Annotated in this window: 15 protein-coding genes; 9 read left to right on the top strand and 6 right to left on the bottom strand. The window is 72.5% G+C overall.

From position 1 onward, the window contains the following. Window positions 1–66: 66 nt before the first annotated feature. From ACFV9H_RS04285 to ACFV9H_RS04260, 6 genes are read right to left on the bottom strand one after another with little or no spacing between them, the layout of a single operon-like run. On the bottom strand, window positions 67–1,254 hold the full coding sequence (locus ACFV9H_RS04285; protein WP_385393059.1) for an acyl-CoA dehydrogenase family protein: 1,188 nt from the start codon (window positions 1,252–1,254) through the stop codon (window positions 67–69). 54 nt (window positions 1,255–1,308) lie between these two features. After that, a complete protein-coding gene (locus ACFV9H_RS04280; RefSeq protein WP_385393056.1) occupies window positions 1,309–2,478 on the bottom strand; it encodes an acyl-CoA dehydrogenase family protein in 1,170 nt (389 codons plus the stop codon). A gap of 44 nt (window positions 2,479–2,522) precedes the next feature. Continuing rightward, on the bottom strand, window positions 2,523–4,592 hold the full coding sequence (locus ACFV9H_RS04275; protein ID WP_385393053.1) for an acetate--CoA ligase family protein: 2,070 nt from the start codon (window positions 4,590–4,592) through the stop codon (window positions 2,523–2,525). Between the two features lies 1 nt (window position 4,593). Beyond that, complete coding sequence (locus tag ACFV9H_RS04270; protein WP_385393051.1) at window positions 4,594–4,785, bottom strand: ferredoxin; 192 nt, start codon at window positions 4,783–4,785, stop codon at window positions 4,594–4,596. Then, the gene (locus ACFV9H_RS04265) at window positions 4,782–6,080 is read right to left on the bottom strand and encodes an NADH-ubiquinone oxidoreductase-F iron-sulfur binding region domain-containing protein (protein ID WP_385393048.1); all 1,299 of its coding nucleotides are present in this window, start codon (window positions 6,078–6,080) and stop codon (window positions 4,782–4,784) included. Before ACFV9H_RS04265 ends, ACFV9H_RS04270 begins: the two co-directional genes overlap by 4 nt. Next, window positions 6,077–6,478, bottom strand: coding sequence for a hypothetical protein (locus ACFV9H_RS04260; protein WP_385393046.1), 402 nt, complete (start codon window positions 6,476–6,478; stop codon window positions 6,077–6,079). Before ACFV9H_RS04260 ends, ACFV9H_RS04265 begins: the two co-directional genes overlap by 4 nt. A 426-nt stretch (window positions 6,479–6,904) precedes the next feature. Here ACFV9H_RS04260 and ACFV9H_RS04255 point away from each other — a divergent pair, with 426 nt between their 5' ends. The 9 genes from ACFV9H_RS04255 (at window position 6,905) to ACFV9H_RS04215 (ending at window position 16,551) form a co-directional block, all read left to right on the top strand. Next, on the top strand, window positions 6,905–8,077 hold the full coding sequence (locus tag ACFV9H_RS04255) for an aromatic ring-hydroxylating dioxygenase subunit alpha (RefSeq protein WP_385393044.1): 1,173 nt from the start codon (window positions 6,905–6,907) through the stop codon (window positions 8,075–8,077). A 92-nt stretch (window positions 8,078–8,169) separates the two neighbouring features. Next, window positions 8,170–9,300, top strand: coding sequence for a spermidine/putrescine ABC transporter substrate-binding protein (locus tag ACFV9H_RS04250; protein ID WP_385393041.1), 1,131 nt, complete (start codon window positions 8,170–8,172; stop codon window positions 9,298–9,300). Window position 9,301: 1 nt separating this feature from the next. Further along, on the top strand, window positions 9,302–10,207 hold the full coding sequence (locus ACFV9H_RS04245) for an ABC transporter permease (RefSeq protein WP_385393039.1): 906 nt from the start codon (window positions 9,302–9,304) through the stop codon (window positions 10,205–10,207). Next, a complete protein-coding gene (locus ACFV9H_RS04240) occupies window positions 10,204–11,064 on the top strand; it encodes an ABC transporter permease (protein ID WP_385393037.1) in 861 nt (286 codons plus the stop codon). The genes ACFV9H_RS04245 and ACFV9H_RS04240 overlap by 4 nt, the downstream gene beginning before the upstream one ends. Window positions 11,065–11,069: 5 nt before the next feature. Then, on the top strand, window positions 11,070–12,164 hold the full coding sequence (locus tag ACFV9H_RS04235; protein ID WP_385393035.1) for an ABC transporter ATP-binding protein: 1,095 nt from the start codon (window positions 11,070–11,072) through the stop codon (window positions 12,162–12,164). A 33-nt stretch (window positions 12,165–12,197) separates the two neighbouring features. Beyond that, the gene (locus ACFV9H_RS04230; RefSeq protein ID WP_385393033.1) at window positions 12,198–13,514 is read left to right on the top strand and encodes a flavin monoamine oxidase family protein; all 1,317 of its coding nucleotides are present in this window, start codon (window positions 12,198–12,200) and stop codon (window positions 13,512–13,514) included. Between the two features lie 55 nt (window positions 13,515–13,569). Continuing rightward, window positions 13,570–14,907 (top strand): aldehyde dehydrogenase family protein, encoded by a 1,338-nt coding sequence (locus tag ACFV9H_RS04225; protein WP_385393098.1) that lies wholly within the window; start codon window positions 13,570–13,572, stop codon window positions 14,905–14,907. Window positions 14,908–14,974: 67 nt separating this feature from the next. Then, window positions 14,975–15,187, top strand: a complete 213-nt coding sequence (locus tag ACFV9H_RS04220; RefSeq protein WP_385393030.1) for a hypothetical protein — start codon at window positions 14,975–14,977, stop codon at window positions 15,185–15,187. A gap of 170 nt (window positions 15,188–15,357) precedes the next feature. Then, on the top strand, window positions 15,358–16,551 hold the full coding sequence (locus ACFV9H_RS04215; protein ID WP_385393027.1) for a glutamate--cysteine ligase: 1,194 nt from the start codon (window positions 15,358–15,360) through the stop codon (window positions 16,549–16,551). Window positions 16,552–16,588: the final 37 nt, after the last annotated feature.

Here is a 16,588-nt window from a genome sequence, read left to right as displayed (position 1 = left end):
GGCCGGCGGCGGTCACGCGCCCGCCGCCGGCCGGCCGTCCACCACCGGTGGCCGGTGCGTCGTCGGTCACCGGGCCCCCGCGCCCTCGCCGGCCGGCATCCGCAGAACGCCCGTGCCCCGCTTGACGAGTTCGCCCGCGATGATCAGGCGCTGGATCTCGGAGGTGCCCTCCCAGATGCGGTCGACGCGCAGTTCGCGGTACAGCCGCTCGACGGGGTACGAGCGGTCGTAGCCGCGACCCCCGAAGATCTGCAGGCACCGGTCGATGACGCGGCCGGACGCCTCGCTCGCCGACAACTTGGCGATGGCGGCCTTGGCGTGCAGCGTCTTGCGGTCGACGAGCCCCTCGTCGACCTCCCAGGCGACCTGGTGGGTGTAGGCGCGGTTGACGGCGATGTCGACGGCGCAGTCGGCGAGCATGCCCTGGATCAGTTGGAAGTCGGCGATGGGGGAGCCGAACTGGCGGCGCTCCACCGCCCAGTCGCGGGCGAGCTCCAGGGCCCGTTCCGCCGCTCCGATCGTCCGGGCGGCGATCATCAGCCGTTCCTCGGTGAACCAGGAGCGGGTGATGTCGTAGCCGTCGCCCACCTCGCCGAGCACGGCGTCGTCCGGCACGTGCACCTCGGTGAACGTGAATTCGGGGTGCTCGTAGACGAACGTGTGCATCCAGCGCGGTACCCGGGTCATCTCCACGCCCGGCGTGTCCTTGTCGACGAGGAACAGGGTCGGTGCCCGCTCCTCCCCGGCCGCCGCGAGCACGATCATGAAGTCGGCGTGGTCGCCGACCGTGACGAACCACTTCTCGCCGTTCAGCACCCAGCCGCCGTCGGTCCGCGTCGCCGTCGTCCGGATGCTCTGCGGGTCCGAGCCGGCCTCGGGCTCGCTCACCGCGTAACAGTCGCGGCGCCGGCCCCGGATCACCGGCACGAGGTACCGGTCGCGCTGCTCGGGGGTGCAGTGGGACAGGGCGTTGGCGGGCCGCCACACCATGTCCCAGAGCGCGCCGGTGAGCCGGCCGAGCTCCGCCTGCACGATGACCTGCTCCAGGATGGTGAGGCCGGCGCCGCCCCACTCGGCGGGCATGTTGACGGCCTGCAGTCCGCTGTCGAGTACGGCGTCACGGATCTTGGTGTGGGCCTGCGGGGGCAGACCGTTGTTCTCCTCGCAGCCGAGTTCGTACTTCATGATGAACTCGGTGAGTTCGCGGGCAGCGCCCTGGAGCTCCTGCTGCCGTGCGGTGAGTCGGAAGTCCATGGGGTCCTCTGGGTCCTTTCGGTGGGTGGGGCAGGTGCGGTCGTACGGGCGGTCTCAGTGGGGGAGGGCCAGGACCCGGGTGCCGCGCTTGACGAGTTCGTTCGCGATGATCAGGCGCTGGATCTCGGAGGTGCCCTCCCAGATGCGGTCGACGCGCAGTTCCCGGTACATGCGCTCGACCGGGTACGAACGGTCGTAGCCGCGGCCCCCGAAGATCTGCACGCACCGGTCGATGACCCGCCCGGCGGCCTCGCTCGCGGCGAGCTTCGCCGTCGACGCCTTGGCGTGCAGGGTCTTGGGGTCGGTGTGCGGCTGATCGGCCTCCCATGCGACCTGGTGGGTGTAGGCGCGGTTGACGGCGATGTCGACGGCGCAGTCGGCGAGCATGCCCTGGATCAGCTGGAAGTCGGCGATGGGGGAGCCGAACTGGCGGCGCTCCACCGCCCAGTCGCGGGCGAGCTCCAGGGCCCGTTCCGCGGCCCCGACGGTCCGGGCGGCGATCATCAGCCGCTCGTCGGTGAACCACTCCTTGGTCAGCTCGTAGCCGTTGCCGACACCGCCGAGCACGTCCTCGTCGGGGACGAAGACGTCGTGGAAGGTGAACTCGGGGTGCCCGTTCACCGCGGAGTGCATGAACCGGGGGACCCGCGTCATCTCGACCCCCGGCGCCTGCTTGTCCACGAAGAACAGGGTCGCCGCCCGCTCGGGCCCCGCGTCGGCCTGCACCAGCAGGAAGTCCGCGATGTCACCGCAGGTCACGAACCACTTCTCGCCGTTCAGCAGCCAGCCGCCCTCGGTGCGGGTGGCGGTGCTCGTTCCCGAGCCGGGATCGGAGCCCGCACCCGGCTCGGTCACCGCGAACGCGTCGAACCGCTCGCCGCGGATGACGGGCAGCAGGTACTTCTGCCGCTGCGCCTCGGTGCCGTACGCCAGGACGTTCGCGGGCCGCCAGGGGATGTCCCAGAGGCAGTTGGTGACCTTGCCGAACTCCTCCTCGACGATGACCTGGTCCAGCAGCGACAGGCCGGCGCCACCCCACTCGGCGGGCATGTTGATGGCGTAGACGCCGGCGTCGATCGCGGCGCGGGTCAGCTCGCGGACCGTGTCGGCGGGCAGCGGGCCGCCGGCCACCTCGGACTCGTCCTCGTAGGTCATCAGGAGACGTGAGTAGGCGGCGGCGCGGGTCTTGAGTTCGGTCTGCTCGGGTGTGTAGCGGAAGTCCATGGTCCTCTTGATCTCCTTCGGGGGATGGGGGAAGGGGGTGGGCCTCAGCCCAGGACGGCCCGGGCGTCCAGGGCCAGCGCCCCGTCCGGGCGCACCAGCAGCGGGTTGACCTCCAGTTCGGCGATCTCCGGATGGGCGGCGGCGACCTCGGTGATCCGCTCGATCACGGCGGCCGCGGCGGCCACGTCCACCGCCGGCCGACCGCGTACGCCGTCCAGCAGGGCGCCGGACCGCAGCCCTCGCAGCAGCTCCGCGGCCCGCGCGGCCGGTACGGGCGCCAGGGCGAACGCCACGTCGCGCAGGGTCTCGGTGAGCACCCCGCCCAACCCGACCATGGCCACCGGCCCGAACCGCGGGTCCCGGTTCACCCCGACGATCAGCTCGACGCCGTCCGAGAGGTCGGCCATCGCCTCGACCGAGTAGGCGGGGGCACCGAGCCCGGCGTGCATCTCCCGGTACGCGGCGAGCAGCGCGGCCCGGTCGGGCAGGCGCAGGGCCACCCCGCCCGCGTCGGACTTGTGCAGCAGGTGCAGCGCCTTCAGCACGTACGGGCCCTCGAACTCCGCGGCCGCGGCGAGCAGTCCGGCCTCGTCGGTGACCTCGCGGGCGGCCGGGAACGGCACCCCCGCGGCGGCCAGCAGCGCCCGCACTCCGTGGTATCCGGGGTCCCCGAGCTCTACGGCCGGGGAGGGCAGCGGGACGATCCCGGGTGCGGGCCCGGCCGCCCGCCCCGTGATCGCCGCGAGGGCACGGGCGGCGTCCTCGGTCGAGGAGAACACCGGCACTCCGGCCTCGGCCAGCACCCGGCAGCTCGGCGACCGCGGGTACATCGACTGCACGACCAGGGGCTTCGCCGCGCCGGCGAGGTGCGTGACGATCTCCTTGGCGGCCCTGGTCTCGCCGTCCGCGAGTACGGAGCCACCGGCAGGGCCGCTGCCCAGGCCGCCTTCGGAGGCGGCGTACCCGCCGAAGTACCCGGTCATCAGGACGGCGTCGACCTCGTCGGCGGCGAGGAGCTCCCCGACCGTGTCCGCGTACGAGAGGGGCCGCTGTTCGCCCATTCCGGCCAGGTCCACGGGGTTGCCGACGGAGGACTGCTCCCACAGCACGGTCCGCAGTCCGTCCTGGGTCGCCGCGCCGAGTTCCGGCACGTCGAGCCCGGCGTCCTCGGCGGCGTCCGCGGCGATCGCTCCGTGGCCGCCGCCGTCGGTGAAGACCGCCGTACGCCGGCCGCTCGTACGGGCCCCCGCATTCAGCGCGGCCAGGACGACGGTCATCTCCCTCGGCGTGCGCACGAGTTCGACTCCGGCGTCGCGGCAGGCGGCCGCGACCACGTCGGCCGAGGTGGTGAGCGCCCCGGTGTGCGACTGGGCGCTGCGGGCCGACGCGGAGCCGCGCCCGGCGGTCAGCAGGACCACCGGCTTTCCCGCCGCGGCGGCGGCCCGGGCGAAGGCCCTGCCGTCGCCGAAGTCCTCGGCGTACACGGCGATCGCCGTGGTCGCCTCGTGGCCGGCGCAGTCCTCGACGAGGTCGACGAGGGTGACGTCGGCCTGGTTGCCGAGCGAGACGAACCGGGAGAAGCCCAGGCCGTGCGGAGCGCCGCGGAGTTGGAGTTCGAGGGCGAGGTTGCCGCTCTGGCTCAGCAGGGCGACACCGCCGGGCGCGAAGCGGTCCGAGGCGAGGTAGAGCTCGGTCGTGTTGTCGGCGATGCCCAGACAGTTGGGTCCGACGAGGACGGCTCCGGCTTCCCGGACGCGTGCGACGACCGCGCGTTGCCGGGCCAGTCCGGCCGGGCCGGCCTCGGCGAAGCCCGCGGTGATGCCGACGATCGCCTTCGCCCCGCAGGCCAGGGCGTCTTCGACGGCGGCCTCGAAGCCGCTGCCGGGGACGGAGATCACCACCAGCTCGACCGGTTCGCCGATGGCGGCGAGGGACGGGGCCGCGCGCCGGCCGAGGACGGTGCCGCCGCGCCGGTTCACCAGGTGCACCGGGCGGCGCCCGTCGGCGCGCAACGCTTGGGAGGCCACCGCGTGGCCGTACTTCGCCGGGTCGTCGCTGGCGCCGACCACGGCCACGGAACGGGGGTCGAAGAGCGCGGTCAGATCGCGTCCCATGTCACTTCTCCACTCGGAGCGCGGAGTTGGGGCAGCTCGCGGCGCAGGCGCTCGCCGCTTCCTCGGCGCCGGGCGGGACGGCGACGGCGATGACCTTCGCGTAGCCCCATTCGTCGAGTTCGACCAGGTGGGGTGCGTGCTCCTGGCACAGCCCGTAGCCCTGGCAGCGGGTGGAATCCAGCAGGAGTTTCACGGTGTCCCTTTCAGTACGGGCAAGCGGGTGAGGGACGCGGGTGCGTCGGCGACCTCCGGTACGGCCACCACCAGGCGGCGCCCGCGACCATCCCCGGGCGGGCCGGCGGCGCAGTCGGGGCACGGCCCGCGCAGGTGGGACCGGACGAGTTCGGGGAAGGTGCGCAGGAGGCTGCCGGCGGTGGCCGCGGCGGCGTCGAGCAGGCCGCACGCGCCGCGCCCGGGCAGGCCCTGCGACCACCGCTCCAACCGGTCCGGGGCCTCCGGTCCGGCGGTGCCCGCGGCGAGGGCGTGCACGGTGTCGCGGATCGCGGTGGTGCCCGACACGCAGACTCCGCACTGTCGTGCGCTCTCGTCGGCGAGGTGGCCGACGGCGTCGGCGGCGGTGCCCACCGGGCAGGCGTCGGCGGCGAGGAAGCGGATCGCCCCGCAGCCCAGCGCGGTGCCCGCCGCGGCGAGTGCGTCGGGTTCGAGCGGGAGGTCCAGGGCGCGGGCGTCGATCAGGCCGCCGAACAGCCCGCCCATGAGGGCCCCGGCGGCTTCGGGGGTGCCGTGCGCCGCCGCCAGGGTGCGCAGGGGGACGCCGTAGGGGACTTCGGTGAGCACGGGGTCCGCGTTCCCGCCGGACAGCGTCACCAGGGTGGAGCGGGCGATCGTCCGGCGCAGGTCGGGGTGTGCGGCGGTCAGGGCGATGCGGGCGAGGGTCTCGACGTTGGAGACCAGGGTCGGCGCGCCGCCGACGCCCCGCTCGAAGGGCCGGGGCGGCTTGGCGGTGGGCAGGGCCGGTCCGCCGTCGATCCGGCGGACGACCGCGCTCTCCTCACCGGCCACGTAGGTGCGGGCGGTCTCGACGACGTCGACGGGCAGGTGCGGCTCCCGTTCGGCGAGGGCCCCGCGGACGCGTGCGGCCGCTTCCGGGTCGGAGAGGTAGACGTAGCCCCGTACGGCGCCGGTGACCGCGGCGGCGTGGGCGAGGCCGTCGAGGACCAGATGGGGCCTGGCCCGCAGGAGCCAGCGGTCCTTGACCGAGCCGGGTTCGCCCTCCTCGCCGTTGGCCACCACCACCGGAGCTCCGCCGCGATCGCGGACGGCGCGCAGCTTGACGGCGGCGGGGAAGCCGGCCCCGCCGCGTCCGCGCAGACCGGATGCGGCGAGGTGGCGAAGCAGCGCTTCCGGGCCGGGGGTGTCGGCGTAGCCGCCGGTCGCGCGGTAGGCCTCGACGCTCTCCGTGACGCCGGGTGCCGCTCCGAGTACGGAGCCGGGACACCGTGGCGTCGGGAGTCGGATGGTGGTCATCGGCTTCTTCCTGTCCGGTCGTCGGTGCGCAGGCGCCGTACGGCGCGCTCGAGTGCGGCGCGGTCCTCGGCGGTGCGGTCGTATCCCGGTCCCGGGAGACCGATGAGCATGCGGTGGTGGTCGAGGACCACCTCGGCGGCGTGCAGGGCGGCCACGCGGCCTTCCTGTTCCGCGGCGGTGGCCGCGGTGGTCACCAGCTCGGTGACCTCGGCCAGGTAGCGGAGCCAGCGGTGCCGGCTGCCGTGCAGGACGAGGCGTTCCACGCGCCGCCGCTCGGCGGCGGCCAGCTCGGCCCGCTCCGTACGCGCCGAAGCGCGCAGGGCGGCGACCGCTGCGGGGAGCTCCCGCTCGGGCTCGGGGGTGAGCCCGAGCCAATCCAGACGCCGACGACCGCTCATGCGTGCCTCCGGGGAGGAGTGGGGGGTTGGTGGTGCACACGGTGCAGGCGATGACACACGGTGCAGAAGATGCATTTCGTGCATGCGGTGCAAGTGGTGAGGGTGTGAGGGTGGTGCGGGCCCGGGCGGATGCCGGGGCGGTGCCTTCCGGCTTCGGTCGGTCCCGGAAGCGGGACGAAACCTCGTACATGCCGGAGGGGCGACAGGCGGCACGCTCACTGACCGATCGGTCAGCCACGAATGACGCTAGCTGACCGATCGGTCAGCGCACAAGTCTTGACCCGGCGGAAACGAGCCAGCAATCTGACTGTCCAATCGGTCAGCGAGATTCCGGCGCCCGTCCGGACCGTCATGCCGTAACCGGTTCGGCCTCGACACCGACCGCGGACACCGATCACCTCACGGCAGGCACGGAGGAGTCATCCGATGCAGTCCAGAGCCCCCGAAACCCAGCTCGGCCCGCCCGGTCAGGACATTCCCGGCCCCGCGTTGCCGGCCCGCTACTACACCGACCCCGACACCGCCGCAGCGGAGACGCAGCACGTCTTCGCCCGGTCCTGGCAGCTCGTCTGCCACGAATCGGACCTGCCGGCCACCGGAGCCAGGCTCGCCGCCACGGTCGCGGGCCGCGAGGTCCTGGTGGTCCGCACCGAGGACGGTTCCCTGGCCGCCCACCTCAACGTGTGCCGCCATCGCGGAACGCGCCTGGTCAACGCCCCCGAACCGGCCGGCAAGGCGATCCGCTGCCCCTACCACGGCTGGACCTACCGCCTCGACGGAAGCCTGGTCGGCGCCCCGGAAGCCCGGCAGATCCCCTGCCTCGACAAGCCCAGACTCGGCCTGTTCCCGGCCCGCGTCGAATCCTTCCTCGGCTTCGTCTTCGTCAACCTCGACCCGGACGCCGTACCGCTCGCCAAGAGCTGCGCCGGACTCGCCGAGGCGGTCGGCCACTACGCCGACGCCGACCTGGTGCCGGTCGGCCGCGACCGGATCCACGACCTTGCCCGTGCCGAGGTACAGCAGGCCAACTGGAAAGTGGCGGTCGACAACTACCTGGAGGGCTACCACGTCCCGGTGGCCCACCCCGGACTGATGCGACTGCTCGACTACCAGGGCTACACCTGCGAACTGGAGGAGTCCTACGCCCTGTTCGCATCGCCGCTGCGGGACAAGCCGTCCTCGAACTGGGCCGAACGCCTCTACCAGCGGGTCGCCGCGCCCATGCCGGGTCTCGCCGAGGCGGACCGCCGGGTCTGGCGGTACGCCGTCATCTACCCGAACACCCTCATCGACTTCTACCCCGACCACGTGCTGGCCTGGACCGCGATCCCGACGGCGGTCGACCGCGTGGCGGTACCCGGAGCGTTCTACACGCGCCGCGGCACCGGTCTGCGCACCCGGCTGGCCCGGCGCCTGAACATCCACATCGGCTGGATCACCAACGACGAGGACGCCGAGCTGGTCGCCCGCGTACAGAAGGGGCTCACCACCCCCGGGTTCGAACCCGGGCCCCTGTCCCGCCGCGAATCTGCCGTCGGCTGGTTCGCCGCCCGTATCCGCGCCGACCTCGACACCGCTGCCGACGCCGCTCAGCCCTGAACCGCACCCGGCAGTAGCAACCCCCCACGCCTGACGCACCGTCGTCCGAGCCCCCGCCGTTCCCCACGGCCCCCCTACGGAGAGGACCCCCGATGTCCCCCGAGGCACACTCCCTGACCAGACGCTCCTTCCTCCGCGCCGGCAGCGCCGCCGCCCTCGGCCTCGCCGCGGCCGGCTGCGGATTCGCAGCCGATGACGATCCGGCCGGCAAGGCGACCGAAGACACGCCGATCGACGTCAAGGTCGACGGCGACCTGGTCTATTTCAACTGGGCCGACTTCGTCGATCCCGCCGTCTTCGAAGGCTTCGAGAAGGAGTACGGCGTCAAGGTCATCCAGTCGAACTTCGACTCCATGGAAGGCATGGCCGCCAAGCTCAACGCCGGAAACCGCTACGACATCGTCTTCCCCACGGCGAAGTGGTCGCAGCGCCTCGCCGCCGGCGGCAAGCTCCGCACGATCGACCACGGCCGACTGAAGAACGCCGAAGCCGTATTCGGCGGTTACGACTACTTCGCCAACCCCTGGTACGACCCCGGCTCCCGGCACACCGTCCCCTTCACCATGTACAAGACCGGCATCGGCTGGCGCCGGGACCGGCTCGGAGACCTGACAGGCTCCTGGGACGACCTGTGGAACGAGCAGGCCAAGGGCAAGGTCTTCGTCCTCGACGACCGCGACGAGGTGCTCGGCATGGGCGCGCTCAAGCTCGGCGTCGGCCTCAGCACCGAAGACCCGCACGAGCTCGCGAAGGTCACCGAGACCCTGCGCTCGCTCCGCCCCCGTCTGCGCGGCTTCTCCAGCGACAGCTACAACAACCTGCTCAACGGCAACGCCGACATGACCCAGGCATGGAGCGGGGACATGGCCGCCATGCTCGCCCAGGCGGAAGACCCCGCCGTGTTCGGCTTCGAAGTCGCCCAGGAGGGCGCCCCCGTCAACTCCGACTGCTACGCCATCCCCGCCAACGCGCAACACCCCGGCACCGCGATGCTCTTCATCGACTACATGCTCCGCCCGGAGAACGTGAAGAAGAACATCGAGTACATCGGCTACCCGATGCCCGTCCGCGGCAGCGAGGACACCTACACCGCGCTCGTGGAACCGTTCCCCCAGTGCCTGGTGACGGCGGACGACCTCAAGGACGACCACTACTTCCGCAACGCCACCGCGAAGGGCGAACAACGCCGCGACACCGCCTGGACCGACGTGAAGGCCGGCTGACATGGCCCGACGCGACCGATCCGCGGCCGCCCGTCGGCCGCGCGGCGGGCCGGCGGTCTCGGAGGCGGGGCTGTGGACCCGGCTCATGCTCCCCGGCACCCTTTGGATGACCGGATTCCTCCTCGCCTCCCTCCTGCTGGTGGCCACCCTCGCCTTCGGCACCACCGATCCGCTCGGAAACCCGCGTTTCGGGCTCAACTTCGAGAACTTCGCCGCACTCGCCGATCCGGCCTACCGCACCGTCCTCCTGCGCTCCCTGGGCTACGCGCTGATCACCTGCCTCATCTGCCTGGTCGTGGCCTACCCGGTCGCCTACGCCATCGCCCTGCGCGGCGGGCGGTTCAAGAACCTGCTGATCGCCGCGATCGTCGTGCCGTTCTTCGCCAACTACCTGGTGCGCATGTACGGCTGGTCCGTCGTCCTCTCCGACGACGGACCGCTGTTGGAGGCCCTGCGCACGATCGGCCTCGCCGACGACGGCACCAAGATCCTCCAAACCGGCCCGGGCGTCATCGCCGGACTTGCCTACGGCTTCATCGTCTTCATGATCATCCCGCTGTACGCGGCCATGGAACGCATGGACACCTCGCTCATCGAGGCCGGCCGCGACCTCTACGGCGGCCCCTTGCGGACCTTCCTGTTCGTCACAGTCCCCGCCACCCGCCAAGGCGCTGCCGCCGGCTGCGTCCTCGTGTTCCTGCCCGCCATGGGCGACTTCGTCAGCGCGCAGCTCATGGGAGGCCCCGACCAGATCATGATCGGCAACCTGATCCAGGACAAGTTCTTCCAGGGCCAGAACTGGCCGCTCGGCTCGGCCCTGACCATGCTGCTGATGGCGGTCCTGCTGCTCGGCATGCTCGGCTACCTGCGGCGCGCCCGCAAGGACGAAGCGGAGGCGGCCCGATGAAGCTCCGCCCTCGCCCCGGCACGGGCCGGCGCCCGCGCCCGCGCCGGGGAGCCGACCGCCGTCCCCGCTTCGCCATCGCCGTCACCGCGCTCTTCTTCGGGCTGCTCTACCTCCCCGTCGGCGTCGTCGTCCTGTTCTCCTTCAACGCTCGGAAATCCCTCACCGTCTTCGACGGCGTCAGCCTCCGCTGGTACACGGCGTTCCTCCACGACGACGTACTGATCGACTCGCTCGGCATGAGCCTGCAGGTGTCCCTGGTCGCCATGGCCGGCTCGCTCGTCCTCGGAGTGAGCCTGGCCCTGGGCCTGGTCCGGGCCCGCTCCCGACTCGGTTCGTTCGCCGGACTGGTCATGCTCGTCCCGCTGATCACACCGGAGATCGTCACCGGCGTCGCGGCGATGATGCTCTTCAAGGGCCTCGGCATCACCCTGTCCACGACCACCGTGATGCTCGCCGAGATCACCTTCTCCATCTCCTACGTGACGGTCATCCTGCGCTCCCGCATCGCCGCCCTCAACCCGGAGGTCGAGGAGGCCGCGATGGACCTCGGCGCCACCCGCCGGCAGGCCCTGTTCCTGGTGACCCTGCCCGCGCTGCTCCCCAGCATCCTGGCCTCCGGAGTGCTGATCTTCGCCCTGGTCTTCGACGACTTCGTCCTCGCGTACTTCACCACCGGCGTCGACCCGCAGCCCCTGTCCGTCCGCATCTACTCGGCGATCAGGTTCGGCGTCCAACCCACCATCAACGCCGTGGGCACGCTGATGCTGGCCGGCTCCGTCGCCCTGATCGTCCTCGCACTCGCCATCCCGCGCCTGTTCGGGCGCCGCGGCGGCCTCGACCTGCTTTCCGGGAAGTGATCCCCATGTACCCGACAGCCGTGCACCCGACCCCCGCCGTCCGCCTCGATCGCGTCAGCAAGCAGTACCCGGGCGCGGGCGGCACCTACGCCGTGCGCGAGGTCGAACTCGACGTGGCGCAGGGCGAGTTCTTCTCCCTCCTCGGCCCCTCCGGCTGCGGCAAGACCACCCTGCTGCGCATGACCGGCGGCTTCGCCGACCCCACGGAAGGCAGCGTCCTGCTCGACGGTGAGGACGTCACCGGCCGCCCGCCCAACAAGCGCAACGTCAACACCGTCTTCCAGAGCTACGCGCTCTTCGACCACCTCTCGCTCGCCGACAACGTGGCCTTCGGCCTCAAGCGCAAGGGCGTCGCCCGCGCGGAGATCCGCCAACGGGTCACCGAGATGCTCGACCTCGTACAGCTCGGGGGGCTGGCCGGCCGCAAGCCGCCCACGCTCTCCGGCGGCCAACGCCAGCGCGTCGCCCTCGCCCGGGCCCTGGTCAACCGGCCCCAAGTCCTGCTCTTGGACGAACCGCTGGCCGCCCTCGACCTGGGGCTCCGCCGCCAGATGCAGGTCGAGCTCAAGCAGATCCAGCGCGAGGTCGGCATCACCTTCGTCTTCGTCACCCACGACCAGGACGAGGCCCTGACCATGTCGGACCGCCTCGCCGTCATGAACGACGGCCGCATCGAGCAGTGCGGCACGCCCGAAGACGTGTACGAGCGCCCCACGAGCCGCTTCGTGGCCTCCTTCATGGGCACCTCCAACCTCGTCCCCGGCACCTACCGCTCCGGCCGGGTCGTCCTGGACGAGGGCCCGGCCCTGTCCGTCGGCGTCCGCACCGGTGTGGAGGACGGCAGCCGGGTCAGCCTCTCCATCCGCCCGGAGAAGATCTGGCTCTCCGACTTCGAGCCGGGCATGGCCACGATCGGCGGAGTCGTCCGCGAGACCGTCTACTCGGGCCCCACCACCACCTACCTCATCGAACTGGCCCCCGGCGTCACGGTGTCCGTCCTCGAGCAGAACACCATCCGCTCCCGCATGGAGGACCGCTGGAGCGGCGGCGAGCGGGTCGAGATCGCCTGGAAGCCCGAGCACTGCCTCGTCCTGGACTGACCGGACCGAACGGACCGAACGGAGGAACACCCGATGAACCACGACGTCATCGTGCTCGGCGCCGGACTCGCCGGCCTCACCGCCGCACGCGACCTCGCCGCAGGCGGAGCCGACGTCCTCGTCCTCGAGGCCCGCGACCGGGTCGGCGGACGCGTCGAGCAGACCGAACTCGCCGACGGCCGACTCGTCCAGCTCGGCGGCGAGGTCGTCGGCCGGGGACACACCGCCTACACGGCCCTGACCGCGGAACTGGGCCTCACCCTGGTCCCCAGCTACGTCGCCGAGCCCGGCGCGCTCACCCGCGACACCCCCGAAGGAACGTCCGCCGGAGACCCGCCCCACTGGTTCGGTCCCGGCGACGGCGCCTGCCACCAGAAGGTCACCGCCGCCTTCACCGAGCTCGCCCGGACCGTCGATCCGGCCGACCCCTGGTCCCACCCCGACGCCACCGCCCTCGACCGGCTCTCCGTCGGCGACTGGCTACGCTCCCAGGGCGCCGGCCCCGCCGTCGTACGCCTCTGGGAAATAGGCCAACTCGCCCTCGCGGACGGCTCGTACGAACGCACCTCCCTCCTCGCCGCCCTGCGCAAGCACGCCGCCGTACCCGGCCCCGGCCACTACGACTACGAGGCCTGGGAGGGCCTGCGGGTCGCCGAGGGCTCCGCAACGGTCGCGCTGCGCATGGCCGAGGATCTCGGCGCGCGCATCCGCACCGGCGTACCGGTCGAGGCGATCGCGGTACGGCAGCCGAGAGGATGCGCCGTGCGGATCGCGGGCGGTGAGACCCTCACCGCGGCCGCCGTCGTCAGCGCCCTCCCCGCCGGCCCGTTCCGGTCGGTCGCCGTCACCGGCGTCTCCGAGGCGCGCCTGGCCTCGCTCCACCGCCAACGCCACGCCCTCGCCGCCAAGTTCGTCGCCGCCTACGACACACCCTTCTGGCGGGCCCGGGGCCGGAGCGGACTCTCCGAATGCGAAGGGGTCCTCGGCAGCACCTGGCCGCAGAGCGACGGCATCCTCTCCGCCCTCGTCCCCCCGGAACGCTACGGCGTTCTGCTCGGCACTCCCGGCCCGCTGCGCACCCCCGAGCTGCTGGCCGCCATCGCCCGCCTCTACGGCGAGGAGGCCCACCGGCCGCTCGCCACCCACCTGCGCCTGTGGGGCACCGACCCCTGGACCCAGGGATACGTCACCCAGTGGACCCCCGGCGACGTCACGGCTGTCGGCCCCCTGCACGGCACCCACGAACCCCCCTTCTACGTCTGCGGATCCGACCAGTGGGTGGCCGGCTACATGGAAGGCGCCGTACGCACCGGACGCGCCGCCGCCGAGGAGGCACTGCGCCGTGGCTGACGCCCTGCACAACCACATCGGGGGAGTGGACCGCCCCGCCGCGTCGGGCGCGTCCATGGCCCTCACCGACCCCGCCACCGGCCGGGTGCACCGCCACGCCCCGCGCTCCGGCCCCGCCGACGCCGACGCGGCCTGCTTCGCGGCGGCAGCGGCGTACGCGCACTGGTCCACCACCACCCCGGCGGTCCGGCAGCGCGCGCTGCTCGGCATCGCCGACGCCATCGAGGCACACGCGGAGGCCTTCGTGGCCGCCGAAACCGGCGACACCGGCAAGCCTTCGGACCAGTTCCGCGACGAGGAACTGCCCGCGATCATCGACACCGTCCGCTACTTCGCCGGAGCCGCCCGGAACCTCCCGGGCGCCGCCGCGGCCGAGTACACCGAGGGCCGTACCTCACTGCTGCGCCGCGAACCGGTCGGCGTCTGCGCCCAGATAACCCCCTGGAACTACCCGCTGATGATGGCCGCGTGGAAGATCGCCCCGGCGATCGCCGCCGGAAACACCACCGTGCTCAAGCCCGCCGACACCACCCCCTCCTCGTCCGTGCTGCTGGCCCGGATCGCGGCGCGGCACCTACCGCCGGGCGTACTCAACGTCGTCTGCGGCGACCGCGACACCGGCCGGGCCCTCACCGTCCACCCGGCCGTCGCCCTGATCGCCGTCACCGGCAGCGTCCGCGCGGGCCAGGAGATCGCCGCGGCCGCCGCGGCCGGCCTCAAACGGGTCCACCTGGAGCTCGGCGGCAACGCCCCCGTCATCGTCCACGAGGACGTGGACGTCGAGCCCACCGCCGCCGCACTCGCCGCGGTCGCCTACTACAACGCCGGCCAGGACTGCACCGCACCCACCCGGCTCCTGGTCCACCGCCGGATCCACGACGCTTTCCTCGCGGCCTTCGCCACCGCGGCGGGCAGGCTCCGCACCGGCACCGACTTCGGCCCGCTCAACAGCGCCGCCCAACTCGCCTCGGTACGGGCCCTGCTGGACCGCCTGCCGCCCCACGCCGAGATCGTCACCGGAGCCGGCCGGCTCCCGCGCCCCGGCTTCTTCCACGAGCCGACGGTGGTCGCCGGCGTGCGCCAGGAGGACGAGATCGTGCAGGAGGAGATCTTCGGCCCCGTCGTGACGGTGCAGCCCTTCGCGGACGAGGCCGAGGCGCTGTACCTCGCCAACGGCGTGCGCTTCGGCCTGGCCGCGAGCGTGTGGACCACCGACCACGACCGCGCGATGCGCGCCACCCGAGCCCTCCACACCGGCATCGTCTGGGTGAACACCCACGGCACCACCGTCTCCGAGATGCCCCACGGCGGGGTCAAACACTCCGGCTACGGCAGCGATCTCTCCCTGTCCGGCCTCCTGGACTACACCCAGGTCAAGCACGTCATGCTGTGACCGTTTCGGCGGACGGGAGCCGGGCAGCCGCCACGCGGGGGTCGGAACGGGAACGAGGAGGGCCACCATGGACGAGCAGGGCGGAGCAGGAGGAATGCCGCACCACCACGGATCGGAGGCCCGGAGCCACGAGCCGCGCGGCGATCGCCACGACGACGAGAAGACGGCCGCCGCCGACACGGACGAGGCCAGCCGTCTCGACCGGCCGCAGCAGCCCGAGAAGCTGACAGGCAAGGAGAGCGGGAAAGGGACACACTGGGTGAGCCCGAAGGACGAGTGAAACGAGCGGGCCCCGCGCGCCGCGAACAGGCTGAAGCCGCCGCGTGACTGTACGCACACCCCCTTCCACGAAGCCGTCGGGGAGCCGTAGCCGGGCGTGTCGCAGCAGCCCACCGGGGTAGCCGCACACCAGCACCCCTAGACCTGCCTGTTCTCACGAAGGGACCGCACATGACGGCGACGGTGTCAGCGGCGGCCGGCGGCATCGCGGGGGACGGCCCGGCACGTCGCAAGGAGCCCGTGCGGTCCGTACGCATGCCCGATCGGACCCTGCTGACCATGGGGGTCGAGGAGGAGTTCCTCCTCGTCGACCGCGGCAGCCGCGCGCCGGCGGGCCGCGCACCGCAGGTCATCGCGGCCACGCGCGGAATCCTCGGCGGGCAGGTGCAGCAGGAGTTCTACACCACGCAGGTGGAGACCTGCACCCGCCCCACGTCGGACAGTGCCGAACTGCGGGCGGAACTCGCCCGGCTGCGGGCCATCGTGAGCCGTGCGAGTGCGGACGCCTGCTGCCTGCTGGTGGCTTCGGGCACCCCGGTGCTCCCGCCGGAACAGCCACTGGAGGTCACGCACGACCCGCGCTACCAGCGGATGGCCGCCCGCTACGCACACGTCCTCGGCGACCGCCGCCAAGTGGTCTGCGGCTGCCACGTCCACATCGGCATGCCCGACCGGGCCCGGGCCCTGGCCCTGTCGAGCCACATGCGCCCCTGGCTGCCGGTCCTCCAGTCCCTCGCCGCCAACTCGCCGTTCAATCGGGGCACGGATTCCGGGTACGCGAGCTGGCGATGGGTCGAGCACGCCCTCTGGCCCACCGTCGGGCCCGCACCGGTCCTCGACGAGGCCCGGTACGAACGCACGGTGGAAACCCTGCTGCGCACCGGCCGGCTCATGGACCGGCGGATGATCTATTGGTTCGCGCGGCCCTCCGAACACGTGCCCACCCTGGAGATCCGCGTCGCCGACGTGAACTCCGACCTCGACGTGCCGGTGCTGCTGGCCGTCCTCGTACGGGGACTCGCCACGGTCCTCTGCCGGGACGTCGAAGCAGGTCTCCAGCCGACGCCGGTCGGATCGAGGGCGCTGCACACCGCACACCGCCTCGCGGCCCTCCACGGCCTGGCGGGGGACGGACTCGACCTGCGCAGCGGCCTGCGGGTGCCCGCCTGGGACCTGGTCGGCGCGCTCGTGGAGCGGGCCGCCCCGGGTCTGGAAGGGGCCGGAGACATGCCGATGACGGTCACCCTCCTCGACCGCCTGCGGGCCAACGGCGGCGGCGCCGACCGCCAACGCCGCACCCACCGCCGCCTGCGCAGCCTCCACGCCGTCGTCGACGCCCTCGCCGAGAGCACCGCGGCTGGCTGAACCGGCGGCCCGCCGCGGAGCACGCCTGCGGCGACGT

The organism is Streptomyces sp. NPDC059874, from assembly GCF_042731135.1.
Taxonomy (GTDB): Bacteria; Actinomycetota; Actinomycetes; order Streptomycetales; family Streptomycetaceae; genus Streptomyces.
Note: the sequence above shows the minus strand (reverse complement) of the source record. Positions and strands in the feature narration are given on the sequence as shown.